This is a genomic window from Streptomyces spinosisporus (assembly GCF_022698145.1).
Classification (GTDB): domain Bacteria; phylum Actinomycetota; class Actinomycetes; order Streptomycetales; family Streptomycetaceae; genus Streptomyces; species Streptomyces spinosisporus.
Genome location: NZ_JALDAX010000013.1, coordinates 247,288 through 269,699, shown reverse-complemented (window position 1 = coordinate 269,699; position 22,412 = coordinate 247,288). Strand labels below are relative to the sequence as shown.

The window sequence follows — 22,412 nt, the reverse complement described above, 5'->3', positions numbered from 1 at the left end:
CAGTATCCGGAATAGGGCCTCCGCCAGGGGCGTTGAACCGCTTCAGCAAGGGAAGGACTGTGCCGTGCCCGAGACCAGCGGATCGACCGGACGTACTCCGGAGACGCATGTCATCGACTTCCGTGCCGCCGAGCAGCTGCTCAACGCACGGGATCCGCGGGGCGCGGTGAAGCTGCTCGACTCCGTCATCGCCGCGCACCCGGAGAACACCGCCGCCCGGCTGCTGCGCGCGCGTGCCTTCTTCGCCGCCGCCCAACTGCGGCCCGCGGAACTGGAGTTCACGATCGTCCTGGAGCGCGAGCCGGACAACGCCTTCGCGCACTTCGCGCTCGCCCGGACCTTCGAGCGCCGCGGCGAGTCCGAGCAGGCCAAGCGCCACTTCAGGCTGGCCGCCGCCCTGGACCCCAACCCGCAGTACCTCAAGGCCGCGCAGTTCGACGCGTGACATGAGCACCGGTCGCCGCAGCACCGGTCACCGCAGCCGGCTCTCCGGCGGGCGGTACGGGGGGATGTCCCGGCCGGGCTGGTAGTGCGGGCCCTGGCGGATGTGCCGGAGGACGACGGCCATGTCCACGGTGACCACCAGCCACAGGATGCCGCAGGCGGCCGCCCATCCCGGGCGCCCGGCGAGCGCGAACGCGGCCGTGCCGAAGACCGCCCAGACAAGGCCCCACACGCTCAGCCAGAACCGCGCCCGCAGTGCACTGCGCGCGGTCGTCGGCTCACTGCCCGTACGCATCCGGATCATTGCTCCTGTCGGCAACGTACTCTTCGGGACGTACGTTCACCAAGGGGAACGGGACCAGGGGGTCGACGCGTGCTGCCGGATGCCGATGAGCTGGCCGAGGTGCTGCTGGACCTCGCCGTACCGCACGAGGACATCAACGCGCTCGTCCGGATGGGCCGACGCGTGACCGACGACCCGGAGCTGCTGCGCTTCCTGCGGGCGTCGGTCGAGGAGCTGGTGCGGGGCATGGGGGAGGTGGGCGGCGCGGTGGACCTGCCGCAGCTCGACTGGGCGTCGGGTCCGCTGCAGCGCTGCTTCCCCGTGTACGTCTTCGTCGCCGCGCTGCCGTACACGCGCGCGTACCACCGCGCGCGGGGCATCCCGGCCGACGTCTCCCGGCGCACTCTCGCCGACCTGGGCCGGAACATGACCGTGCACCGCCGGCGGTACGGCCGGGCGGGCGTCCAGGCGCCGTGGTGGCTGACCCGGCACTTCAGGGGGGAGCTGTACCAGCTGGGGCGGCTGCAGTTCGAGCGGACGCGGCCCGGGCAGCGCACCGCGCGGGCGCTCACGGCGGCCGGCCTGGACATGGGGTCCGGTGCGCTCTGCCTCAACCTGCACATCCCGGACTGTCTCGGTCCGCTGTCCCCGGCGGCGTGCGAGCGCTCGCTGGCGCTGGCCGCGGACTTCTTCGCGACCCACTACCCGGAGGAGAAGTTCCGGGCCGCGCTGTGCCACTCCTGGCTGCTGGACGGGCAGTTGAAGCAGTACCTGCCCGCCGACTCCAACATCGTCCGGTTCCAGGACCGCTTCCACATCGTCCACGAGGACCGCGAGCAGGCCGACACAGAGCCGGTCCAGTTCGTGTTCGGCGACCCGGAGCTGGCCGTCGGGACACTGCCGCGGCGCACGGCCGTCGAGCGTGCGGTGGGGGACCACCTGAGGGCGGGCGGACACTGGTACATCGGGCACGGGTGGTTTGCGCTCTAGCGCGGCCTCCGTGAATCTCCGCCCGGCGGCGATGAGTTACGACGCAACGGCCGGTCTACCTCTGTGACAGCAACACGCACCGCTCACACAGGAGAACCCCATGTCCGAGACCGCCGCCCGCGTCGCCTCCGTCCCCGTCGTCGCCGAGTCCACGACCGCCCGGGGCCGCCGCGCCCGGATCGGCCTGCGCACGCTGCAGGTGATCATCGCCCTCTTCTACGTCGTCGCCAGCGCGGTGCCCAAGCTGATGGGGATCTCGTACGCCGTCGAGACCTTCGACCGGATGGGCTGGGGCAGCGCCGGGATGTACACCATTGGCGCGCTCGAACTGGCCGGTGGCGTCGCGTTGTTGGTCCCGCTGCTGCAGTCGGTCGCCGCGATCGCGCTGAGCGGGCTCATGGTGGGCGCGTTCGTCGTCCAGCTGACCGTCTTCGACGGGGAGAACGCGGCGACCCCGCTGATCCTCATCGTCCCGCTGGCCCTGATCGCCTGGGCACGCCGGAGCTCCAACGCCGATCTGCTGCGGCTGGTGCGACGACGGGCATGAAACGGGCCACGACGGTGGTGGTGTCCGGCCGGACCTGCGAGGTTCCGGGCCGGGCGCCACCACTGTCGTGTGCCCTCGTCGTCGTGCCGTCGGGCGCCGTTCCGCGTCAGCGTCCGCGGGGGCTTTTCGCACCCGGGCCCGCGCCGCCGCCCATCATGCCGCGCAGACGTTCCATGTCGCGGCGGTCGCGTTTGGTGGGGCGCCCTGTGCCGCGGTCGCGGATGCCTGCCGGGGCGAAGGCCTCGCGGGGCGGCGGGGGCGGCGAGTTGTCGACGTAGCACTGGGCCGCGACCGGGGCGCCGACGCGCTTGCGGATCAGCCGCTTGACGATGACGACCCGCTCCCAGCCCTCCTGCCGCACCCGCACCTCGTCGCCGATCCGCACGGAGTGGGCGGGCTTGACCCGCTCGCCGTTCACATGCACATGTCCGCCCTTGCAGGCGGCGGCGCCGAGCGAGCGGGTCTTGATCAGGCGTACGGCCCAGATCCAGCTGTCGATCCGCACATTCTCACCGCTCGCCGGGGCGGCGGCCTCCGCGGCGGCCACGGCGGCGGCGATCGCGGGGTCGACGGCCGCCGGGGCCGGCTGCTCACCGGAACCCGGCCCGGCCTTCTTCTCCTCGTCAGCTTCGGAAGCCATGTCCTCGACCTTAGTCCGCTTCCGCGGGTACGCCCGGCGGTTTTGCGACCCCGGGCCGCGTCCCGTTCCCGGAGGTCATCGACGTACCGTGGAGCCATGGACAGCCTGGCCGAGCTCGACGACCGGGTCGCGGGATGCGCGGCCTGTCCGCGGCTCGTCGCATGGCGCGAGGAGGTCGGCCGGACCAAGCGTGCGGCCTTCCGGGACTGGACGTACTGGGCGCGACCGGTGCCCGGATTCGGGCCCTCCGACGCCCCGCTCGCGATCATCGGTCTCGCCCCGGCCGCCCACGGCGGCAACCGCACCGGCCGTATGTTCACCGGTGACCGCTCGGGGGACGTGCTGTACCAGGCGTTGTACGACGTGGGTCTCGCCAACCGGCCCACCGCCGTGAGCAGGGACGACGGGCTCGAACTGCACGGCGTCCGCATCACCTCGCCGGTGCACTGCGCCCCGCCGGAGAACAAGCCCACGCCCGGTGAGCGGGACACCTGCCGCCCCTGGCTCGTCCAGGAGCTGAAGCTGCTGCGCCCGACCCTGCGGGCCGTGCTCGTGCTCGGAGCCTTCGGCTGGCAGGCCGCGCTGCCCGCGTTCGCCGAGGCGGGCTGGGCGGTGCCCCGGCCGCGGACCGTCTTCGGGCACGGCACGCGCGTGCCGCTCGACGGCATCGACCTCTTCGGCTGCTTCCACGTCAGCCAGCGCAACACCTTCACCGGCAAGCTCACCCCGGACATGCTGCGGGAGGTGCTGCGCACGGCGGGGGAGGCGGCCGGGCTGGCGGTGAAATAGGGAGGCGGGCCGGGCCGCGGAGGGGCTACGGTCCCCTGATGCCCCTCTATCCGGAGATCGAGCCGTACGACCACGGCATGCTCGACGTCGGCGACGGCAACCGCGTGTACTGGGAGAGCTGCGGAAATCCCGGAGGGAAGCCTGCACTTGTGCTGCACGGCGGGCCCGGCTCGGGCTGCACCCCCTACCACCGGCGCCTGTTCGACCCCGCGGCCTACCGCATCGTGCTGCTCGACCAGCGCGGCTGCGGGCGTTCCACACCGCACGCGAGCGCGTACGACACCGACATGAGCGTCAACACCACCCGGCATCTGCTGACCGATCTGGAGCTGCTGCGGCGGCACCTGGGGATCGGGCGCTGGCTGGTGTGGGGCGTGTCCTGGGGTTCGGTGCTGGGGCTGCGGTACGCGCAGACGCACCCGGAGGCGGTGTCCGAGCTGGTGCTGACCGGCGTCGCGACCGGTTCCGATCCCGAGACGGCCCTGCTCACCAGGGGGCTCGGCCGGATCTTCCCCGAGGCCTTCGAGCGGTTCCTCGCCGGGCTGCCGGAGGGGGAGCGCGACGGCGACCTCGCCCTCGCCTACAACCGGCTGATCGAGTCGCCCGACCCCGAGGTCCGGGCGCGGGCGGCGCGGGCCTGGACCGACTGGGAGACGGCGATCATCCCGGCGCCGCCGAGGTCGGTCGAGCGGTACGAGGACGAGCGGTTCCGTATGGCCTTCGCGCGTACCGTCACCCACTACTGGGGCCACGGCCACTTCCTCGGCGAGGGCGACGACCAGGGCGTCGTGCTGCGCGACGCGCCCCAGCTCAAGGACATCCCCGGCACCCTCGTCCAGGGCGGCCTCGACTTCGGCAACCTCCTCGGCATCGTGTGGCGGCTCCATCACGCCTGGCCGGGGAGCGAGTTGGTGATGGTGGACGACGTGGGGCACAACGCGGGGGCGCCGGACATGGCCGAGGCGCTGGTGGCGGCGACGGACAAGTACGCCCACCGCTGAGGCGGCAGCTGGGCTACGCCTCCGCGGTGTCCTCCTCGGCCTCCCCGAACAGATGTCGCACCGTGGAGCGGTAGTTGGTCCGCACGTGGACCAGTGCCTGGGCGCGGGCGCGTTCCGGGTCTCCGGAGGCGATCGCCTCGTACAACTCCCGGTGTTCCACGAGGAGATGGGGCCATTCCTCGTTGCGCCGGGTCATCCAGCGCAGCCGGCCGGCGACCGGCTCCAGGGCCTCGGTCAGCAGGCCGTTGCCCGCCATCGCCATGATGCGGTCGTGCAGCCGGCTGTTGATGTCCGTGATCGCCTCGGCGTCCCCCGCCTCGGTCGCGGCGGCCGCGGAGGCGAGCAGCTTCTCGGTCTCGGCCAGGTCCTCGGGCGTCGCGCGCGCGGCGGCGAGCCCGGCTGCGTAGACCTCCAGGGCCTCGCGCAGTTCGAAGAGCTCCCTGACGTCGTCCCGGGTCAGACGGCGTACGAGCGCGCGGCGTGGCGTCTCGAAGTGCACGAAGCCCTCGGTGACCAGCGCGCGGATCGCCTCGCGGACGGGCACCCTGGAGACCCCGAAGCGGTCGGCGAGTTCCCGCTCGACCAGCCTGTCGCCGGGGCGGAGCGTGCCGGAGATGATCTCCTGCCGCAGGCCGGCCAGCACACGCTCGCGGATCGCGCCCAGGGGTTCGATCTTCGTCATGGAGCTCATGGACCCAGTTTCCCCGACTCCCGGGAGGTTTTACGGAGCGGTAACGCGAACGACTTCGGTTCGAGTGCTTGACGACGGGACCATGCGGCTGTTTGGTATACCAAACGGCTGCCGTCCTCCGTCCGCCCGTCCCTGGAGGCCCCGTGTCCCTCGCCGATCGCGCCGCAGCCACCGGCGCACCAGCCTTCACCCCCGATCCACGCCTGACGAACGAAGACCTGGCACCCGCGAAGAAGCGGAACTGGAAGGTCTTCGACCTCTTCGCCATGTGGATGTCCGACGTCCACAACCTCGGCAACTACACCTTCGCCGCCGGACTGCTGGTCCTCGGCATGAACGTCTGGCAGGTCTTCACCTCCCTGCTCGCCGGCTTCGTGATCATCTACGTCGGCATGAACTGGATGGGCAGGATCGGCCAGCGCCACGGCGTGCCCTTCCCAGTGGTCAGCCGCATCAGCTTCGGCGTCTGGGGCGCCAACATCCCGGCCCTGATCCGGGCCGTGATCGCCATCATGTGGTACGGCATCCAGACCTATCTCGCCTCCGTCGCCGTCAACGTGATGCTGCTGGCGGCCTGGCCGGGCCTGACGTCCTGGACCGAGCACTCCTTCCTGGGGCTCGACGCGCTCGGCTGGGTGTCGTTCGTGTCGCTGTGGCTGATCCAGGCGGCGATCATCAGCCGCGGCATGGAGTCCGTGCGCAAGTTCCAGGACTTCTGCGGCCCGGCGATCTGGCTGGTGATGATCGCGCTGGCCGTGTGGGTGCTGTCCAAGGCCGGCTGGAGCATCTCGCTGACCTCCACCCCGCACCCGGTCTCGACCGGCGAGCAGTGGCGGCAGTGGTTCGGCGCGATCGGGCTGATCCTCGCCACCTACGGCACGCTGATGCTCAACTTCTGCGACTTCTCCCGCTTCGCGCCCGACTACCGCACCGTCCGCCGCGGCAACTTCTGGGGCCTGCCCATCAACTCCACGGCGTTCGTGGTCGTTTCGGTGATCGTCACGGCCGGATCGCTCGAGGTGTTCGGCGAAGCCATCACGGACCCGGCGGAGTTGGTGGCGAAGATCGGCAACACCTGGGTGCTCGTCGTGTCCGCGTTCACGTTCGCCGTCGCCACCATGGGCGTCAACATCGTCGCCAACTTCGTCTCACCGGCGTACGACCTGGCCAACGTGTGGCCGCAGAAGATCAGCTTCAAGGTCGGCGGCATGATCAGCACGGTGGCGGCGCTGGTCGTGACGCCGTGGAACCTCTTCTCCAACCCCACCGTGGTCAACTACTTCCTCGGCGGCCTCGGAGCCTTCCTGGGGCCCCTGTTCGGCGTGATCATGGTCGACTACTACCTGATCAAGCGCGGTCGTGTGGACGTCCAGGAGCTCTTCAACGGCGCGCCGGGAGGCCGCTATCACTACCGCAGGGGCGTCAACCCGCGGGCCCTGTGGGCCTTCCTGCCGGCCGCGGCGGTCGCCGCGGTACTGGCCCTGGTGAAGACCTTCAGCGATGTGGCCCCGTATTCGTGGTTCGTCGGCACGGCGCTCGGGGCGGGGCTGTATCTCCTGCTGGGCCGTCGCGAGCCCGCCGGACAGGAGGTCTGACACACGTGCGGATCGTCGTCACCAACTGCAACACCACGCAGGAGATGACCGAGGAGATCGTGCAGGGTGCCCGGGCTGCCGCAGGCCCGGGCACCACCGTCCTCGGACTGACCCCCGCGTGGGGGCCGGAGTCGGCCGAGGGCTGGCTCGACAGCTACCTCTCGGCAGCCGCCGTCATCGATCTGCTGCGGACCTACGAGGGACCGTCCTACGACGCCGTGGTCATGGCCGGGTTCGGGGAGCACGGGCGGGAAGGAGTAAGGGAGTTGGTGGATGTGCCGGTGGTCGACATCACCGAGGCCGCGGCACATCTGGCCTGTCTGCTGGGGCGCCGGTACGGGGTCGTGACGACCCTGGAGCGCTCCTGCGGCCAGATCGAGGACAGCCTCGAACTCGCGGGGGTCGGGCGCAACTGCGCCGCCGTCGTCGGAACCGGCCTCGGTGTGCTCGACCTCGGTGACACCGAGCGCACCGAGGCGGCGTTCCTGGCGGCCGCCGAGCGGGTGCGGGAGGCGGGCGCCGAGGTCCTGGTGCTGGGTTGCGCCGGGATGACCGGTCTGCAGCGCGCGGTGGGCGACAAGCTCGGCCTGCCGGTCGTCGACGGCGTCGGCGCGGCCGTGAAGCTGGCGGAGTCGCTGGTCGCCCTGGGCCTGACGACGAGCCGCTCGGGCGGCTATGCGGAGCCGGTGCCCAAACGGAGGGTATGGGGGCGAGTGCGCTCGGAAGGTGAAGACCGGTAAAAGTTCTGGCATAGCACCCGTCTCATGAGGCTTCTCGGGTTCCGGCCGAAATAGATGCTGCCTACACTGGATCTTACATCTTTGTGATGTGGATCACAGAGGAGGCGCATATGAGCACCCCAACCGCCGACACCGCACCCATCGCGGACCCCGGCCCGCTCGGCCTCGCCGCCTTCGCCGCGACGACCTTCGTCCTCAGTGTCTTCAACGCCGACCTGATCACCGACAAGAACCTGCTCGCCGTCGTACTGCCGCTCGCCCTCTTCTACGGCGGCCTCGCCCAACTCCTCGCCGGCATGTGGGAGTTCCGCAAGGGCAACACCTTCGGCGCGACCGCCTTCTGCTCGTACGGCGCCTTCTGGATGTCGTACGCCGCCCTCGCCAAGTTCGTCGCCCCGGACCTGCCCGCCACCAGCGCGCACGAGGCGACCGGTCTGTTCCTGCTGGTGTGGGCGGTCTTCACGGCCTACATGGCCATCGCCGCGACCCGCACCACCGGCGCGATCCTGGCCGTGTTCGTGACCCTGGCGGCCACCTACATCGTGCTGTGCGTCGCCGACTTCGCGCAGTCGCCCGACACCACCAAGGCCGGCGGCTGGCTGGGCCTCGTCACCGCCGTGTGCGCCTGGTACGCGTCGTTCGCCGGCGTCACCAACTCCACCTACCACCGTGCCGTCGTGCCGGTCCTCCCGAACATCGGCGAGCGCCTCGGAGGGCACCGCGAGCACCGCGGCGGCCCCGTCGCCGGAGTCCACGCATGACCGACCCGGGCGGCGAGACACTCTCCAACCTGCTGCGGGAGGAACGGCGGTTCCCGCCACCCCCCGACCTGGCCGACGCGGCCAACGCCACCGCGGCGGACTACGAACGGGCCGACGCCGACCGCCTCGCCTTCTGGGCCGAGGCGGCCGGCCGGCTGGACTGGGCACGGCCCTGGGACGAGGTACTGGACTTCAGCCGCGCCCCGTTCGCCCGCTGGTTCACCGGCGGGCGCCTCAACGCGGCGTACAACTGCCTCGACCGGCACGTGGCCGCCGGCCGCGGCGACCGGGTCGCCTTCCACTGGGAGGGCGAGCCGGGCGACACCCGCACCCTCACCTACGCCGAGCTGACGGCGGACGTCTGCCGGGCCGCAGGCGCCCTGCAGTCGCTCGGCGTCCGCGCGGGCGACCGCGTCGCGATCTACATGCCGATGATCCCGGAGACGGTGGTGGCGATGCTGGCCTGTGCCCGCATCGGCGCCCCGCACACCGTGGTCTTCGGCGGCTTCTCCGCCGAGGCGCTGCGCGGCCGCATCCTCGACTGCGACGCGCACGTGGTCATCACCGCGGACGGCGGCTACCGCAAGGGCAACCCCTCGGCACTGAAACCGGCCGTCGACGAGGCGGTGCGGCAGTGCCCCGACGTGCGCAGCGTGCTGGTGGTCCGCCGCACCGGCCAGCAGGTCGAGTGGACCGACGGCCGTGACGTGTGGTGGCACGACCTGGTGGACGCACAGCCGGCCGAGCACGAGGCCGAGGCGTTCGACAGCGAACACCCGTTGTACATCATGTACACCTCCGGCACGACCGCCCGCCCGAAGGGCATCCTGCACACCACCGGCGGCTATCTCACCCAGGTCGCCTGGTCGCACTGGGCGGTCTTCGACGTCAAGCCCGAACGGGACGTCTTCTGGACGGCGGCCGACATCGGCTGGGTCACCGGCCACTCGTACATCGTCTACGGCCCCCTCGCCAACGGCGTCACCTCCGTCCTCTACGAGGGCACACCGGACACCCCGCACAAGGGCCGCTGGTGGGAGATCGTCGAGAAGTACCGCGTGACGATCCTCTATTGCGCCCCGACCGCGATCCGCACCTTCATGAAGTGGGGCGCCGGCATCCCGGCCGAGTTCGACCTGTCCTCCCTGCGGCTGCTCGGCTCGGTCGGTGAGCCGATCAACCCCGAGGCGTGGATCTGGTACCGCACGTACATCGGCGGCGACCGGACACCGGTCGTCGACACCTGGTGGCAGACCGAGACCGGCGCCCAGATGATCAGCCCGCTGCCCGGGGTGAGCGTCTGCAAGCCGGGCTCGGCCCTGCGCCCCCTGCCCGGCATCGCGGCCGACGTCGTCGACGACACCGGCAAGCCGGTCCCCGACGGCTCCGGCGGCTATCTGGTCCTCACCGAGCCGTGGCCCGGCATGCTGCGCACCATCTGGGGCGACGAGCAGCGCTACGTCGACACCTACTGGTCGCGGTTCCCCGGCATGTACTTCGCCGGGGACGGCGCGAAGAAGGACGAGGACGGCGACATCTGGCTGCTCGGCCGGGTCGACGACGTCATGAACGTCTCCGGCCACCGCATCTCCACCACGGAGGTCGAGTCGGCCCTGGTCTCCCATCCGATGGTCGCGGAGGCCGCCGTGGTCGGCGCGAGCGATCCGACCACCGGGCAGGGCGTCGTGGCCTTCGTCATCCTGCGCGGGGACGCGAGCCATGCGGAGTCCGCCGGAGCCGATCAGGTGGCGGCCGAACTGCGCGCCCACGTCGGCAGGGAGATCGGCCCGATCGCCCGGCCCCGGCAGATCCTGGTCGTCGCCGAACTCCCCAAGACCCGCTCCGGCAAGATCATGCGCCGACTGCTGCGGGACGTCGCCGAGAACCGGGCCCTCGGCGACGTGACGACGCTGACGGACTCGTCGGTGATGGTCGAGATCCGCGAACGGCTGCCGGAGGCCGGCGGGGCGGGGGACGAGGAGGGGTAGATCCGTACCGCATACGGGACAGGGACACGTCCGGTACGGCCGGTACGGCTCGGCTCAGGGCCGCCACTCGTACCGGACGTCCGGCTCGCGCTCCTCGTTGCCGCCGCCGTCCGTGAACGTGACCGCGACGAAGCCGTGCCGCTCGTAGAACCGTCGGGCGGGCTTGTTGACCTGGAACGCCCACAGCCCGAGCCCGCCCGGGTTCCGCTCCTTGGCGAGCGCGACAAAACGGTCGCCGAGGCCGCGTCCGCGCCAGTCGGGGTGCAGATAGAGCTGGGAGAGCTCGCCGTCGCCCAGCACCATCACCCCCACGATCCCGTCCTCGGCGCCGGTGTCCGCGACCCAGGTCTCGCGCTGCGGCACCACGACCTCCCGGAAGTACGCGCGCACCTCGTCGTCGGTGCGCGGCCGGACGACGGTGGGCAGCGCGGCGGCGAAGGAACACAGCCAGACATCGGCGGCTTCGGGGGCGTCGCGGGCGATGGCCCTGCGGAGGTGCACGGTGGAGGGCTGGGCGGATTCGGCAGGCAAGAAAGGGGCTCCCGTCAGTCGTCGAGCATGCGGTCGTCCAGGTGGGCGCCGTAGAAGTCGGTCTGGCGGGTCATGATGTCCCGCATGGAGGTGCCGCGGGCGACGCCGTAGACCGTGCCGGGGAAGTCCAACTCCTTCTGCACGGCCCACAGTTCGTCGTGGTCGCCGGGTGCGAAGAGGCGGGCCGTCGGCGTCCCGGCCGCGATCCAGCCGATGGGCAGGACGGTGCCGGGCGGCAGCACGGAGTTGGCGTGCAGCACGCTGTTGATCCGCAGCTCGCAGCCCCGGCCCGCGACGGCCCCGGGAAAGACGGAGGCTCCCGTGGCGGCGAAGACCTCGTCCTCCAGGGTCGCGCCGTTGACGTGGGCGTGCGGCCCGACCAGCACGGCGTCACCGATGACGGCGGGATGCCCGGCCCGCCCGCGCACCAGGGCGTTCTCCATCACGACGACGTCCGAGCCGACGTGCACCTGCCCGTCCTCCGCGCTGAGCACGGCACCGTGCAGGATCCGTGCCCGCTCGCCGAGCGTGACCGCCCCGCACAGCACGGCCGTCGGAGCGACATACGCGGAATCGGGGACGACGGGGCGCAACCCGCGGTGCTCGATCAACATCCGACTCTCCATTTGGTGCGGCGACGGGCGAACGGCGATCTCCCTCAGCCGCCCGGGTACCCGGCACACCCGACGCCGATCATCCGCGGCCGGGGACCGCCGCGCACCCGAATTTCGGCGGGCGCCCGCCGGCCGGCGCTGCGGTGTCCGCCGATAACGCCTGGCACCGGCGGCGGTCCGGCAGGCATCCTGCACCCATGTCCGCCACGCACGCCGACGACCGGGCCTTCCTCGCCGCCGTCACCGAGCGCCTCGCCGCGCTCCCCACGGTCGAGGCCGTCGCCCTCGGCGGCTCCCGAGCCCAGGGCACCCACCGCCCCGACAGCGACTGGGACCTGGCCGTCTACTACCGCGGTCCCTTCGACCCCGACCACCTGAGAGCCGTCGGCTGGGAGGGCGAGGTCTCGGAGATCGGCGGCTGGGGCGGCGGGGTCTTCAACGGCGGCGCCTGGCTCACGATCGACGGACGTCGCGTGGACGTGCACTACCGCGATCTCGACGTGGTGGAACGGGAGTTGGCGGAGGCCGAGGCCGGACGCTTCCGGGTGGAGCCGCTGCTGTTCCACCTCGCCGGGATCCCGAGCTATCTGGTGGTGGCCGAACTCGCGGTCAACCGGGTGCTCCACGGCGTCGCACCCCGCCCCGCCCACTACCCGCCGGCCCTCCGGGAATCCGCCCCGCCCCGCTGGCGCGGCATGGCCGCGGCCACCCTCTCCTACGCCAGGACCAACCACGCCCCGGCAGGCCGCCTCACGGAGGTCGCGGGCGCCCTCGCCCTCGCCACCACCCAGACCGCACACGCCGTCCTCGCCGCGCGAGGGGAGTGGGTCACCAACGAGAAGAAGCTCATCGAACGTGCGGGACTGCGGGAGATCGACCGCCTCCTGACACACCTGGACCCCGAACCGCACTCGCTCGTCGCGACGTTGACCGAGGCGAAGAAGGCCCTGGCCGGATAGTGGTGCAGAAGGCCCTGGCCGGATAGTGGCGAGGAAGGCCCAGGCCGGACGGTAGGGGCATGGGCATCACGGCAGCAGCCGTCGCTCCTTGGCCACCGCCACCGCGCCCGCCCGTGTCTCCACCTCCAACTTGGCGTAGATCCGGCCGAGATGGGTCTTCACCGTCGCCTCGCTGATGAACAGGGCGCGGGCGATCTCGCGGTTGCCGAGGCCGCGGGCGAGCTGGGTGAGGATCTCCTGCTCGCGGTCGGACAGGGTGGGGCGGGGGCTGCGCATCCGGGCGAGGAGACGGTCGGCCACCGGGGCCGACAGCGCCGTACGGCCCGACGCGGCGCTGTGGATCGCGGCGAAGAGCTCGTCCGGGCGCTCCGCCTTCAGCAGATACCCCGTGGCGCCCGCCTCGATGGCGCGGGTGATGTCGGCGTCGGTGTCGAACATCGTCAACACCAGGACGCGCGTGCCGCCTTGAGCGGTCAGCCGCCGGGTCGCCGTCACCCCGTCCATGCCCTCGCCGAGCTGCAGGTCCATCAACACGACGTCCGGGTGCAGGCGCCCCGCCATGGCGAGCGCCTCCTCCCCGCTGCCCGCCTCGCCGACCACCTCGATGCCGTCGGCGCTCGACAGCAGGGCGCGCAGACCGGCTCGTACCACCGCATGGTCGTCGCACAGGAGCAGACGTACCGGCGTGCTCACGAGGCCACCTCCTGCGGGGCCAGCGGAATCGCGGCCGAGACGACCGTGCCCTCGCCCGGTGCCGACTCCACGGTGAGCGTGCCGCCCGACTGACCGGCCCTGATGCGCATGGCCGGCAGACCGTGGCCGCGGTTGCGTCCGGGAGCGGGCACGGCGTCCGCCACGAAGCCCCGCCCGTTGTCCGCCACGTCCAGCGAGATCTGGTCGTCCAGACAGGTCAGGGTCAGTGCGGCACGGGTGGCCGCGGAGTGTTCGCGTACGTTGGCCAGGGCGCCCTGGGCGATGCGCAGCAGGGCGGCCTGGACGCGGTCCGGGAGCGGGCCGGGGTCGCCGTCGAGCCGGAAGCCGACCGTCAGACCGGGCCCTGTCTCCCGCTCGGCGAGCGCGCGCAGCGCCGCCTGCAGGGGCTGCTCCGCGAGGTCGGCGGGTGCCAGGTCGTGGACGAGACGGCGGGCGTCGGCCAGCCCGCGCGAGGTGATCTCGGCCGCCCTGCCGACGTGTTGGCGGGCCGCGTCCGGGTCCGTCTCCCACACGCGCTCCGCCGCCTGCAGCAGCATCTGCTGGCTGGACAGGCTCTGCGCGAGGGTGTCGTGGATCTCCGACGACAGTCGCTGCCGCTCTGCCAGGACGCCCGCGCGTCGTTCGGTCGCCGCCAGGTCGCGCCGGGTGCGCACCAGGTCCTCGACGATCGCGCGCTGGCGTGCCGCCTGGCGCTGGAGATGGACGAAGACGGCGGTGGCGACCGCGGCCACGGCCGGCGGGGCCACGATCATGTTGGGGTTGAGCGGACCGTCCGCCACTCGCACCTCGGAGATCACCACCAGCACGGTCAGCACGCCGGCCAGCGGCACCGCGATCCGCGGCGGCAGCGCGTACAGGCCGGCGAACAGCAGCGGCATCGCGCACCAGGTGGCGCTCGGGGCGAGGGCCAGCAGGGCGACCCACACCGCGGACACCGAACCCAGCCAGATCAGATGGCGCGCCCCGGGCGGGGTGCCGGCGCGCGGGGGCGGGGCCACGACCTGGCCGAGGACGTAGAGCAGGAAGAACGCGGCGAACAGCGCCACCATCCAGCCCGTACGTGCCCCGCCCCGGTCGTGGGTCAGGAAGCGTGCGAAGGAGGAGCACAGTAGAAGGAAGAACGCGGCATGCACGACCGCGTTCAGCCGGTGCTCGTCCGCCTCGGTGGTGTTCTGCATGCTCCGTGTCTAACGCGCCCGGCAGCGGATCGCATCAACCGATCGGCTGACATCGTGATCACCCGGACCGCACGCGGACACGCGCCGGTCGGGCGAGCCGAACACCGTGCTCCCGCACCGAGGCTTTGAACAGCACCGCAGAGCCCCCACCCCGCCTCGGAAGGACCGCACCGCCATGCCCGCCAAGAACCTCACCGCCAACCGCGCCGCCCTCGGCCACCGCGTCGCCTACGCCCTGCGCCACCCCGACCGGGTGCCCCGCCATCTGGCCCGCTCCACGCGGGACTGGTGGCTCGGCCGCCGCCACCCCGACCACATCTCCTACTACCGGGCCGTGATGCGCTCCGACACCCGCGCCGACCCGGACGCTGCGGTCGGCAGCCGCAACCGGGAGCGCTGGATGGCGCTGGGCGCGATGCAGTTCGACTACCTGATCGGCCACGGTCTGCGCCCCGAGCACCGCATGCTGGAGATCGGCTGCGGCAACCTGCGGGGCGGCTGGCGCTTCATCCGCCATCTGGAGCCCGGGCACTACTACGGCATCGACATCTCCCCCGACATCCTGTTCGCGGCGCAGGACACCGTCGTGGACATGGGCCTGCAGAAGCGGCTGCCGTGCCTGACCCCCGTGCGGGACCTGACGTTCGCCTTCCTGCCCGACGCCCACTTCGACGTCGTCCACGCGCACAGCGTCTTCTCACACTCGCCGCTCTCCGTCATCGAGGAGTGCCTGACCCATGTGGGCCGGGTGCTCGCACCGGGCGGCTGGTTCGACTTCACCTTCGACCGCACGGAGGGGGAGGAACACCATGTGCTGCGGGAGGACTTCTACTACCGCACGGAGACCCTGATCGCGCTGGCCGAGAAGCACGGGCTGCGGGCCCGCTTCATGGCCGACTGGGAGGAACTCCCGCACGGACAGTCCAAGATCCGGGTCACGGCAGAGTGAACTCCCGGGAAGGGCACGGGAGTTGCTACGTCCGGTCCTGCTGCCCCACGCGTATCCACACCGGCGCGTGGTCCGACCCCGCCGCCCCGCGGCGCTCCGCCGGATCGACGCCCACGGACGGCAGCCGCAGCGCGCCGTCACCGGGCACACCCGTCCCGGCCTGCGTCACCCGCCGGACCAGTCGACGGCTCACCAGGATGTGGTCGATCAGCTCGCGGCGCCCGGAGTTGACGCGGGAGTAGCGCTGTTCGGCGGGGATCAGCGGGGCCACGTCCCACAGCCGCGCCGCGTCGCCCTTGTCCGGGCGGTCGTAGCCCGCCGTGCCGATCTCGGAGCCCGGCGGGCCGAGCAGGATCTGCGTCGTCGCCGCCTGCACCTCGTCGTTCAGGTCACCCAGCACGGCGACGTCCCGCTCGCGTCCGTCCCCGTCCAGCAGGACATCGGCCAGGGCGCGCAGGGTCGTCGCCTCGGCGGCCCGCCGGTAGAGGGCGTAGGCGCCGTAGCGGGCGCGCTCGCCCTCGTCGCGGGGGAAGAAGCGGTTGCCCGGATACGACAGCAGCTTCGACTTGAGATGGGCCACGGCCACCCTCAGCGCGCCGGCGTCGGTCTCGGTCTCCACGGCCAGGAAACCGCGCCCGGCCGCCGAGACCCCCGCACCGGAGTCGTCCTCCTGCACGGCACGCAGCGCGGCGGGGAAGGCGTTGGTGTCGGCCAGGACCCGCGGCCGGGTACGGCTGAGGAAGCCGACCCTGATGCCCCGGCCGTCCGGGTGCTCGGACAGCACCGTGTGCCAGTCGCCGTCCAGCATCCCGGCCAGGTCCCGCAGCGCCTCGGGCTCGCCCACCTCCTGCACGCCGAGCAGCGCCGGGTCGAGGGCGGTGATCACAACCGCGAGGGCGGCGAGCTTGGACTCGTAGGCGGCCTTGTCCTTCGGGCCGAAGGGGCCGCCCGGCCGGTAGAGGTTCTCCAGGTTCCAGGTGCCGAGGAGCATGCCGGGCCCCTTTCCGGAAGCGGCAGGGCGAGCTGCGGTGACGCCAGAGTGCCGCTCCGACCGAATTCGCGACAGAGCCGGGACAGGATGCGCGGTTCGGCTCACACGGCCCGAGGACCACGTCGTACGTTGGCGGGATGACCGACTCTCCCGCCGATCTCGTCATCACCGGCTGCACCGTCCTCGTGCACGACGAGCAGGAACGGCCCGGATTCGCGGAGAACGCGGCCGTCGTCGTGCGCGACGGGCTCGTCGACGCCGTGACGACCGCCGCCGCGGTGCGGCACCTCGACGCGGCCGAACGCATCGACGGGCGCGGCCAGGTCGCGATGCCCGGCCTGATCAACTGCCACACCCACGCGCCGATGGTCGCGCTGCGCGGCGTCGCCGAGGACCTGCCCACCGAGGAGTGGTTCAACGACGTCGTCTGGCCGATCGAGTCCAACCTCACCGAGCGGGACGTGGAGTTGGGGGCGCGGCTCGCCTGCGCGGAAATGATCCGCGGCGGGGTCACCTGCTTCGCCGACCACTACTTCGCCATGGACGCGGTCGCCGCCGTCGTCGAGGAGTGCGGGATGCGCGCCCACCTCGGAGAGGCGTACTTCTCCTCCCAGGGTCCCCAAGGCCGGGAGAAATCCCTGGAGTTCGCGCTACGGCACCGGTGTGGCGCCGGCGGTCGCATCACCACGGCGCTCGCCCCGCACGCTCCCTACACCGTCGACGACGCCGACCTCGCCGCCACCGCGGCCCTCGCCCGGGAGCACGGTCTGCCCGTCCATCTCCACGCCGCCGAGAACCGCGACCAGACCGACGTCAGCCTCGACCGGCACGGTGTCACCCCGATCGAGGTACTCGGGCGCACCGGCATCCTGGACACCGACGTCCTGATCGCGCACGGTACCGGCATCCTCGAACGGGACCTGCCGCTCCTCGAGAACGCCGGCGGACGAGTGGCCGTCGCCTCCGCGCCCCGCGGCTACCTCAAGTTCGCCTGGCCCACGACCACTCCGGTCCGCGCGCTGCGGGACATCGGCGTCCCCGTGGGCCTCGCGACGGACGGGGCGGCCTCCAACAACTCCCTCGACGTATGGGAGTCGATGGCGCTGACCGCGCTCATCCAGAAGTCCACGACGGGCGACCCCCGCTGGCTGACGGCACGTCAAGCCCTGCACCACGCAACGCTGCAGAGCGCCCGGGCCGTCGGCCTCGGCGACACTCTCGGCACCCTCGCCCCCGGCCGGCGCGCGGACATCGTCCTCGTCGACCTCACCGGCCCCCACACCCAGCCCGTCCACGACCTCGCCGCCACCCTCGTCCACAGCGCGCGCTCCTCCGACGTCCGCACCACGATCGTCGACGGACGGGTCCTGATGCGCGACCGGGAGCTCCTCACCCTCGATGTCCCTTCGGTCGTACGGGAGTTGGGGGAGCGGCTGCCCGCACTCGTCGACCGCGGCCATGGCCGCCGCATCCAGGATTACAAGACCTGAAAACCGGTCGCAGACAAGTGCTTTGACGCCAACCAGCGGTGACCGGGCCGTCGCGCCCAGTAATTTCACGGTACACAGGAAGGCCGGGAATTCTCGTCAGACGGGAGGCCGGCCGATGGAGCTCACGATCGATGTGGCGGTGCTGCTCGCTGTCGTCGTCTTCTTGCGGGCACGCCGAAAGCCGCTGGCCCGCACCCGTTCCGACGCATGGCTGACCGTCTGGCTCGCCCTCGCCCTCGGCGTGCTGATCGCGCCGACCCCCTTCGGCCGGTGGATCTTCGACGTGCTGGGTCAACTCGCGCAGGGCGTAGCGCAATTGGACAGCCCCTGACCCCTACGCTGGCCCCATGGACCCCGCCGACGGCCTCCTCGACCACCCGTACGACGTGTACCGGCGCCTGCGCGAGAGCGCGCCAGTGCACCGCATCACCGGACCGGACGGTACGCCCGCCTGGATCGTCACGCGCTACGACGACGTCCGCGCCGCGCTCGCCGATCCGCGGCTGTCCCTGGACAAACGGCATGCGACGGCGGGGACGTACAAGGGCTTCTCCCTGCCGCCCGCCCTCGACGCCAACCTCCTGAACATGGACCCGCCGGACCACACCCGGGTCCGGCGGTTGGTCGGCCGTGCCTTCACCCCGCGCCGGGTCCAGCAACTGCGCACACCCGTTCGGGAGACCGCGGACCGCCTCCTCGACGCCCTCGGCACGCACGGCACCGCCGACCTGGTCGCCGCCTACGCCGCGCCCCTGCCCATCACCGTCATCTGCGACCTGCTCGGCATCCCGGCCGGCCACCGCAGGGACTTCCGCGAGTGGACCGACACGCTCATCACACCGGACCCGGCACGGCCGGGCGCCGCCCGGGAAGCGGTCGCGGCCATGCTCGGCTTCTTCACCGAACTGCTGGCCGCCAAGCGCGCCGAGCCCGCCGACGACCTGCTGTCCGACCTGATCGCCGTACGCGACGAGGGCGACCGGCTCAGCGAGGACGAGCTGATGTCGCTGGCCTTCCTCATCCTCTTCGCCGGGTACGAGAACACGGTCCAGCTCATCGGCAACTCCGTGCTCGCCCTGCTCCAGCACCCCGAACAGCTCGCCGCCGTCCGCGAGGACCCCGCACAACTCGCCAATGCCGTCGAGGAGTTCATCCGCTACGAAGGGCCCGCCCTGTTCGCCATCCGGCGCTTCCCGGTCGAGGACGTCACGATCGCGGGTGTCACCATCCCGGCCGGCGAGACGGTCTGGGTCTCCCCGTCCGCCGCCAACCGCGACCCGGCCCGCTTCCCCGAGCCCGACCGCCTCGACCTCACCCGCGACGCCTCCGGCCATCTCGCCCTCGGCCACGGCATCCACTACTGCCTGGGCGCGCCGCTCGCCCGCACCGAGACGGAGATCGCGCTCGCCGCCCTCCTCGAACGCTTCCCCGAACTCGCCCTCGGCGAAGGAGAGCTGCGGTGGCGCCGCTCGCTGCGCGCCCGCGGCCTGGTCGCGCTGCCGGTGACGTACGCGCAGAAAAATTTCTGAGGCAGCGATGAGTTTCGCCCCTCCGGTCGGTCACCACCCCCGACGGACCGTTGCACAGGAGGGGCCATGTCGCTTCCGGAGATCGTCCCGCGCGAGCAGTGGCATGCCGCACGCGAGGAGTTGCTCGCCAAGGAGAAGGCGGCCACGCGCGCGCGGGACGCGCTGAACGCCGAGCGGCGCAGGCTGCCCATGGTCGAGATCGACCAGGAGTACGTCTTCGAGGGCGGGGACGGCAAGGCCACCCTGCCGGACCTGTTCGAGGGCCGGCCGCAGCGCGTCATCTATCACTTCATGTTCGCGCCCGAGTGGGACGCCGGCTGCCGCAGCTGTTCGGGATTTCTCGACCAGATCGGACATCTGGCCCATCTCAAGGTCAGGGGCACCACGTTCGCGGCCGTCTCCCGGGCGCCGTACACGAAGATCCTGCCGTTCAAGGCGCGGATGGGCTGGACGGTGCCCTGGTACTCGTCGTACGGCACCGACTTCAACCGCGACTTCGAGGTGACCCTGGAGCGCGCGGGGGAGTCGGTCGAGCGGCCCGGCATCAGCTGCTTCCTGCGGGACGGCGAGCGTGTCTTCCACACCTACTCGACGTACGAGCGCGGTCTCGACGGACTCGGCTCGACCACCAGCCTCCTGGACCTGACGGCGCTGGGCCGGCAGGAGGAGTGGGAGCAACCAGAGGGGTGCGCGTCGGCTCTTGGGGCGCCTGCGGGCAGTGCGCGCATCCGCTATCACGACGAGTACGAGGAATGAAACAGAAAGTAGTCACGAAGCGACCGGGATCTTCAATGAGTGACCGGACCTTCACACTCCGCGCTGAACAAGTGTCAACTACGTCTCAGTACGGCAACTGAGCGAGGCGATGGGCCCCTCCTGGGCGTTAACTCCTACAGGACGACGCTTTCTGGAGGTGCGAGATGGTGAACGGGCGAACAGTGCTCGAACGCTTTCCCGCAGGTGGGCCGCGAGGCTCTTGGCCCGCGGAGGAGTTCGCGCATGCGCGACGGCAGGAAGGGCTGCCCGCCGAGGTGGTCATGGACCTCGCGACGGACATGTTCCTGGTGATCGTCCGCAAGGACACGGGCGTGGACGCGATCGCCTGAGGTGCTCTCAGCCCGCCTTCGGGGCGGGCACGGGCGCCCTGAACTGCTCGGCCTGGAGCGAGTACAGCTCCGCGTAGATGCCACCGCTCGCCAGCAGTTCCTCCGGGGTGCCGGACTCCGCGAGACGGCCCCGGTCCAGGACGTGCACCAGATCCGCGTGGCGTACGGACGCCAGCCGGTGCGTGATGAGGATCACGGTCTGGCCGGCCGAGGCCAGCGCCCGGATCTTCTCGAAGACCTCCAGCTCGGCCCGCGCGTCCAGGGCCGCCGTCGGCTCGTCCACCACCAGGATCCGGCCCCGCCGGTAGGCCGCCCGCGCGATGCCGAGCCGCTGCCACTGCCCGCCGGACAGCTCGTGGCCGCCGCTGAAGTTCCGGGCCAGCAGGGTGTCCAGACCGCGCGGCAGGTTCTCCACCACGTCCTCGGCCCCGGCCTCGGCGAGCGAGGTGGCCATGCGCTCCTCGGTCAGCGGCGCGGACGAGCGGCCCACGGCGACATTGACCCGGGCCGTGAACGGCCAGCGCTTGAAGTCCTGGGCGAGCATCGCGACCCGCTCCGCCAGCTGGTGGCGGTCCGCGGTCGCCGCGTCGACGTCGTCCCACATGATCCGGCCCGCGTCCGGCGTGTACAGGCCCGCGAGCAGCTTGATCAGGGTCGTCTTGCCGGAGCCGTTCTCGCCGACCAGCGCCACGATCCCGCCGAGCGGCACCGTGAGCGTCACGTCGTCGAGCGCGGGACGGGCGGACTCGCCCGGATAGCTGAAGGTGACGTTCTCGAACCGGATCTCACGGGGCTGCTCCGGCAGCGGGTCGCCGCCCACCGGGATCGCCCGTTCGGCCGCCTCCACGTAAAGTTTCTGAAGATCGCCGACGAAGAGCGCCTCCTCGTGGAGCGCGTTGATCTCCAGGACCAGGCTGTCCAGGCTGGAGGAGCCGGTGCGGATCGCGATCACCGCCGTCCCCGCCACCGACAGCGCCATCGCCCCGCTCAGCAGCAGCCCGCCGAGCGTCGCGTACGTCGCCATGGTCGCCAGGCCCGTCCAGGCCGACGCGATCAGCCCGGTGCGCGCCGCGAGCCGGGCCAGCCGGGTCTGCTCCGCCTCCGCGGCCTCCGACATCGCGCGGAAATGACGCAGCAGGAAGGGCCCGACCCCGTGCACCCGGATCTCCGGAGCGGCGGCCGGCTCGGTGAGCAGCTCGCTGATCAGATGCCCCGCACGCGCATGCTGCACCCAGATGTGGAAGGACTCGTAGCGCCGCCGGGCGTTCGTCAGCGCGCTCCACGCGCTGGGCAGCGTCATCGTCGCGAGCAGCGGGAGCAGCGCCGGGTGCAGCACGGTCAGCACGCTCGCCGCCGCGATCAGCGAGATCACCGCGTTCACCACGCGCGTGGCGTACGAGATCATCCGGCGGGCCGAGGAGGCGCCGTACTGCGCGGTGTCCAGCAGCTTGTGGAAGGCGTGGTCCTCGATCGCGGCCAGCTCCACGGCCGCCGCCCGCTCCAGATACAGCTCCGTGGCCACCCGCTCCACCTTGGGCTCGAGACGCCCGGTGGCATACGTCGACGCGGCCCGCAGCAGCGTTCCGAACAGCATGACGACGGCCATGGCGACCAGCGCGGGCACGGCACCGCGCAGCCGGTCCTCGATCGCCCCGCCGGTGATCAGCCGGCCCAGCACGCTGTTGACCGCGAGCAGGCTCACCGCCTGGGCCATGCCCCGGCCGATCTCGGCGGCCAGCACGATCCGCGCCGCCCGCCGGTCGGCCTGCCAGGCCAGCTCGAAGCTGGACCTCAGCAGGGTCGGCAGCCGGGTCACCATGGCCCGGAAGTTCAGTTCGAGAAAGGCGTCCCGGTGCTGGTTCCAGCCCATGTCGTAGCGCAG

Annotated in this window: 25 protein-coding genes; 16 read left to right on the top strand and 9 right to left on the bottom strand. The window is 71.7% G+C overall.

Features of this window, described 5'->3' with window-relative positions; genetic code table 11:
• Positions 1-64 precede the first annotated feature (64 nt).
• The gene (locus tag MQN93_RS30390) at positions 65-445 is read left to right on the top strand and encodes a tetratricopeptide repeat protein (RefSeq protein ID WP_016435959.1); all 381 of its coding nucleotides are present in this window, start codon (positions 65-67) and stop codon (positions 443-445) included.
• Between the two features lie 27 nt (positions 446-472).
• Here the strand turns inward: MQN93_RS30390 and MQN93_RS30385 are convergent, their stop codons facing one another.
• Entirely contained in the window at positions 473-748 is a 276-nt protein-coding gene (locus MQN93_RS30385) for a DUF6343 family protein (protein WP_037782602.1), read from the bottom strand.
• A gap of 69 nt (positions 749-817) precedes the next feature.
• Between MQN93_RS30385 and MQN93_RS30380 the strand changes: the two genes are divergently transcribed.
• On the top strand, positions 818-1,717 hold the full coding sequence (locus tag MQN93_RS30380) for an acyltransferase domain-containing protein (protein ID WP_016435961.1): 900 nt from the start codon (positions 818-820) through the stop codon (positions 1,715-1,717).
• A gap of 100 nt (positions 1,718-1,817) precedes the next feature.
• Positions 1,818-2,264 carry a DoxX family protein gene (locus MQN93_RS30375; RefSeq protein WP_242712057.1) on the top strand — a complete coding sequence of 149 codons (447 nt, stop codon included), beginning with the start codon at positions 1,818-1,820 and terminating at the stop codon, positions 2,262-2,264.
• A gap of 106 nt (positions 2,265-2,370) precedes the next feature.
• Here MQN93_RS30375 and MQN93_RS30370 read toward each other — a convergent pair whose 3' ends face one another.
• Positions 2,371-2,904 carry an RNA-binding S4 domain-containing protein gene (locus MQN93_RS30370; protein ID WP_242712056.1) on the bottom strand — a complete coding sequence of 178 codons (534 nt, stop codon included), beginning with the start codon at positions 2,902-2,904 and terminating at the stop codon, positions 2,371-2,373.
• Between the two features lie 96 nt (positions 2,905-3,000).
• Here MQN93_RS30370 and MQN93_RS30365 point away from each other — a divergent pair, with 96 nt between their 5' ends.
• Complete coding sequence (locus tag MQN93_RS30365) at positions 3,001-3,693, top strand: uracil-DNA glycosylase (RefSeq protein WP_242712055.1); 693 nt, start codon at positions 3,001-3,003, stop codon at positions 3,691-3,693.
• Between the two features lie 38 nt (positions 3,694-3,731).
• Positions 3,732-4,694 carry a prolyl aminopeptidase gene (gene pip, locus MQN93_RS30360; protein ID WP_242712054.1) on the top strand — a complete coding sequence of 321 codons (963 nt, stop codon included), beginning with the start codon at positions 3,732-3,734 and terminating at the stop codon, positions 4,692-4,694.
• 13 nt (positions 4,695-4,707) lie between these two features.
• Here pip and MQN93_RS30355 read toward each other — a convergent pair whose 3' ends face one another.
• Complete coding sequence (locus tag MQN93_RS30355; protein WP_242712053.1) at positions 4,708-5,385, bottom strand: GntR family transcriptional regulator; 678 nt, start codon at positions 5,383-5,385, stop codon at positions 4,708-4,710.
• 143 nt (positions 5,386-5,528) lie between these two features.
• On the opposite strand from MQN93_RS30355, the gene MQN93_RS30350 reads away from it, so the two are divergent.
• The 4 genes from MQN93_RS30350 to acs all read left to right on the top strand — a co-directional run bounded on the left by MQN93_RS30350 (position 5,529) and on the right by acs (position 10,469).
• The gene (locus MQN93_RS30350) at positions 5,529-6,980 is read left to right on the top strand and encodes an NCS1 family nucleobase:cation symporter-1 (RefSeq protein WP_242712052.1); all 1,452 of its coding nucleotides are present in this window, start codon (positions 5,529-5,531) and stop codon (positions 6,978-6,980) included.
• 5 nt (positions 6,981-6,985) lie between these two features.
• Complete coding sequence (locus MQN93_RS30345; RefSeq protein WP_242712051.1) at positions 6,986-7,720, top strand: aspartate/glutamate racemase family protein; 735 nt, start codon at positions 6,986-6,988, stop codon at positions 7,718-7,720.
• Positions 7,721-7,830: 110 nt separating this feature from the next.
• A complete protein-coding gene (locus tag MQN93_RS30340; protein WP_242712050.1) occupies positions 7,831-8,481 on the top strand; it encodes an acetate uptake transporter in 651 nt (216 codons plus the stop codon).
• Positions 8,478-10,469 (top strand): acetate--CoA ligase, encoded by a 1,992-nt coding sequence (gene acs, locus MQN93_RS30335; protein WP_242712049.1) that lies wholly within the window; start codon positions 8,478-8,480, stop codon positions 10,467-10,469. The genes MQN93_RS30340 and acs overlap by 4 nt, the downstream gene beginning before the upstream one ends.
• Before the next feature lie 54 nt (positions 10,470-10,523).
• Here the strand turns inward: acs and MQN93_RS30330 are convergent, their stop codons facing one another.
• Both MQN93_RS30330 and MQN93_RS30325 read right to left on the bottom strand, forming a co-directional pair.
• The gene (locus tag MQN93_RS30330) at positions 10,524-11,000 is read right to left on the bottom strand and encodes a GNAT family N-acetyltransferase (protein WP_242712048.1); all 477 of its coding nucleotides are present in this window, start codon (positions 10,998-11,000) and stop codon (positions 10,524-10,526) included.
• A gap of 14 nt (positions 11,001-11,014) precedes the next feature.
• Positions 11,015-11,614, bottom strand: a complete 600-nt coding sequence (locus tag MQN93_RS30325; protein ID WP_242712047.1) for a gamma carbonic anhydrase family protein — start codon at positions 11,612-11,614, stop codon at positions 11,015-11,017.
• 197 nt (positions 11,615-11,811) lie between these two features.
• On the opposite strand from MQN93_RS30325, the gene MQN93_RS30320 reads away from it, so the two are divergent.
• Positions 11,812-12,573, top strand: a complete 762-nt coding sequence (locus tag MQN93_RS30320; RefSeq protein WP_242712046.1) for a nucleotidyltransferase domain-containing protein — start codon at positions 11,812-11,814, stop codon at positions 12,571-12,573.
• 66 nt (positions 12,574-12,639) lie between these two features.
• On the opposite strand, the gene MQN93_RS30315 is transcribed toward MQN93_RS30320, so the two are convergent.
• Both MQN93_RS30315 and MQN93_RS30310 read right to left on the bottom strand, forming a co-directional pair.
• Positions 12,640-13,266, bottom strand: a complete 627-nt coding sequence (locus tag MQN93_RS30315; RefSeq protein WP_242712045.1) for a response regulator — start codon at positions 13,264-13,266, stop codon at positions 12,640-12,642.
• Positions 13,263-14,465: a sensor histidine kinase gene (locus tag MQN93_RS30310; RefSeq protein ID WP_242712044.1), complete on the bottom strand. Its 1,203-nt coding sequence runs from the start codon at positions 14,463-14,465 to the stop codon at positions 13,263-13,265. Before MQN93_RS30310 ends, MQN93_RS30315 begins: the two co-directional genes overlap by 4 nt.
• A 175-nt stretch (positions 14,466-14,640) precedes the next feature.
• Here MQN93_RS30310 and MQN93_RS30305 point away from each other — a divergent pair, with 175 nt between their 5' ends.
• Positions 14,641-15,414: a class I SAM-dependent methyltransferase gene (locus MQN93_RS30305; RefSeq protein ID WP_242712043.1), complete on the top strand. Its 774-nt coding sequence runs from the start codon at positions 14,641-14,643 to the stop codon at positions 15,412-15,414.
• A 25-nt stretch (positions 15,415-15,439) separates the two neighbouring features.
• Here MQN93_RS30305 and MQN93_RS30300 read toward each other — a convergent pair whose 3' ends face one another.
• A complete protein-coding gene (locus tag MQN93_RS30300) occupies positions 15,440-16,405 on the bottom strand; it encodes an endonuclease/exonuclease/phosphatase family protein (RefSeq protein ID WP_242712042.1) in 966 nt (321 codons plus the stop codon).
• A gap of 137 nt (positions 16,406-16,542) precedes the next feature.
• Here MQN93_RS30300 and MQN93_RS30295 point away from each other — a divergent pair, with 137 nt between their 5' ends.
• The 5 genes from MQN93_RS30295 to MQN93_RS30275 all read left to right on the top strand — a co-directional run bounded on the left by MQN93_RS30295 (position 16,543) and on the right by MQN93_RS30275 (position 20,530).
• Complete coding sequence (locus MQN93_RS30295) at positions 16,543-17,895, top strand: amidohydrolase (protein WP_242712041.1); 1,353 nt, start codon at positions 16,543-16,545, stop codon at positions 17,893-17,895.
• Between the two features lie 115 nt (positions 17,896-18,010).
• A complete protein-coding gene (locus MQN93_RS30290; protein WP_242712040.1) occupies positions 18,011-18,226 on the top strand; it encodes a hypothetical protein in 216 nt (71 codons plus the stop codon).
• Between the two features lie 16 nt (positions 18,227-18,242).
• Entirely contained in the window at positions 18,243-19,424 is a 1,182-nt protein-coding gene (locus MQN93_RS30285) for a cytochrome P450 family protein (RefSeq protein ID WP_242712039.1), read from the top strand.
• A 66-nt stretch (positions 19,425-19,490) separates the two neighbouring features.
• A complete protein-coding gene (locus MQN93_RS30280; protein WP_242712038.1) occupies positions 19,491-20,180 on the top strand; it encodes a DUF899 domain-containing protein in 690 nt (229 codons plus the stop codon).
• A gap of 167 nt (positions 20,181-20,347) precedes the next feature.
• Positions 20,348-20,530, top strand: a complete 183-nt coding sequence (locus MQN93_RS30275) for a DUF8839 family protein (RefSeq protein WP_037782965.1) — start codon at positions 20,348-20,350, stop codon at positions 20,528-20,530.
• A gap of 7 nt (positions 20,531-20,537) precedes the next feature.
• On the opposite strand, the gene MQN93_RS30270 is transcribed toward MQN93_RS30275, so the two are convergent.
• Positions 20,538-22,400 (bottom strand): ABC transporter ATP-binding protein, encoded by a 1,863-nt coding sequence (locus MQN93_RS30270; RefSeq protein ID WP_242712068.1) that lies wholly within the window; start codon positions 22,398-22,400, stop codon positions 20,538-20,540.
• Positions 22,401-22,412 lie beyond the last annotated feature (12 nt).

Bases quoted from the DNA above. Each gene is read 5' to 3' on its own strand.
- MQN93_RS30305 (WP_242712043.1), top strand. From the start codon at position 14,641: ATGCCCGCCAAGAACCTCACCGCCAACCGCGCCGCCCTCGGCCACCGC.
- MQN93_RS30300 (WP_242712042.1), bottom strand. From the start codon at position 16,405: ATGCTCCTCGGCACCTGGAACCTGGAGAACCTCTACCGGCCGGGCGGC.
- MQN93_RS30295 (WP_242712041.1), top strand. From the start codon at position 16,543: ATGACCGACTCTCCCGCCGATCTCGTCATCACCGGCTGCACCGTCCTC.
- acs (WP_242712049.1), top strand. From the start codon at position 8,478: ATGACCGACCCGGGCGGCGAGACACTCTCCAACCTGCTGCGGGAGGAA.
- MQN93_RS30320 (WP_242712046.1), top strand. From the start codon at position 11,812: ATGTCCGCCACGCACGCCGACGACCGGGCCTTCCTCGCCGCCGTCACC.
- MQN93_RS30285 (WP_242712039.1), top strand. From the start codon at position 18,243: ATGGACCCCGCCGACGGCCTCCTCGACCACCCGTACGACGTGTACCGG.
- MQN93_RS30365 (WP_242712055.1), top strand. From the start codon at position 3,001: ATGGACAGCCTGGCCGAGCTCGACGACCGGGTCGCGGGATGCGCGGCC.
- pip (WP_242712054.1), top strand. From the start codon at position 3,732: ATGCCCCTCTATCCGGAGATCGAGCCGTACGACCACGGCATGCTCGAC.
- MQN93_RS30310 (WP_242712044.1), bottom strand. From the start codon at position 14,465: ATGCAGAACACCACCGAGGCGGACGAGCACCGGCTGAACGCGGTCGTG.
- MQN93_RS30340 (WP_242712050.1), top strand. From the start codon at position 7,831: ATGAGCACCCCAACCGCCGACACCGCACCCATCGCGGACCCCGGCCCG.
- MQN93_RS30290 (WP_242712040.1), top strand. From the start codon at position 18,011: ATGGAGCTCACGATCGATGTGGCGGTGCTGCTCGCTGTCGTCGTCTTC.
- MQN93_RS30385 (WP_037782602.1), bottom strand. From the start codon at position 748: ATGATCCGGATGCGTACGGGCAGTGAGCCGACGACCGCGCGCAGTGCA.
- MQN93_RS30325 (WP_242712047.1), bottom strand. From the start codon at position 11,614: ATGTTGATCGAGCACCGCGGGTTGCGCCCCGTCGTCCCCGATTCCGCG.
- MQN93_RS30280 (WP_242712038.1), top strand. From the start codon at position 19,491: ATGTCGCTTCCGGAGATCGTCCCGCGCGAGCAGTGGCATGCCGCACGC.
- MQN93_RS30375 (WP_242712057.1), top strand. From the start codon at position 1,818: ATGTCCGAGACCGCCGCCCGCGTCGCCTCCGTCCCCGTCGTCGCCGAG.
- MQN93_RS30355 (WP_242712053.1), bottom strand. From the start codon at position 5,385: ATGAGCTCCATGACGAAGATCGAACCCCTGGGCGCGATCCGCGAGCGT.
- MQN93_RS30370 (WP_242712056.1), bottom strand. From the start codon at position 2,904: ATGGCTTCCGAAGCTGACGAGGAGAAGAAGGCCGGGCCGGGTTCCGGT.
- MQN93_RS30270 (WP_242712068.1), bottom strand. From the start codon at position 22,400: ATGGGCTGGAACCAGCACCGGGACGCCTTTCTCGAACTGAACTTCCGG.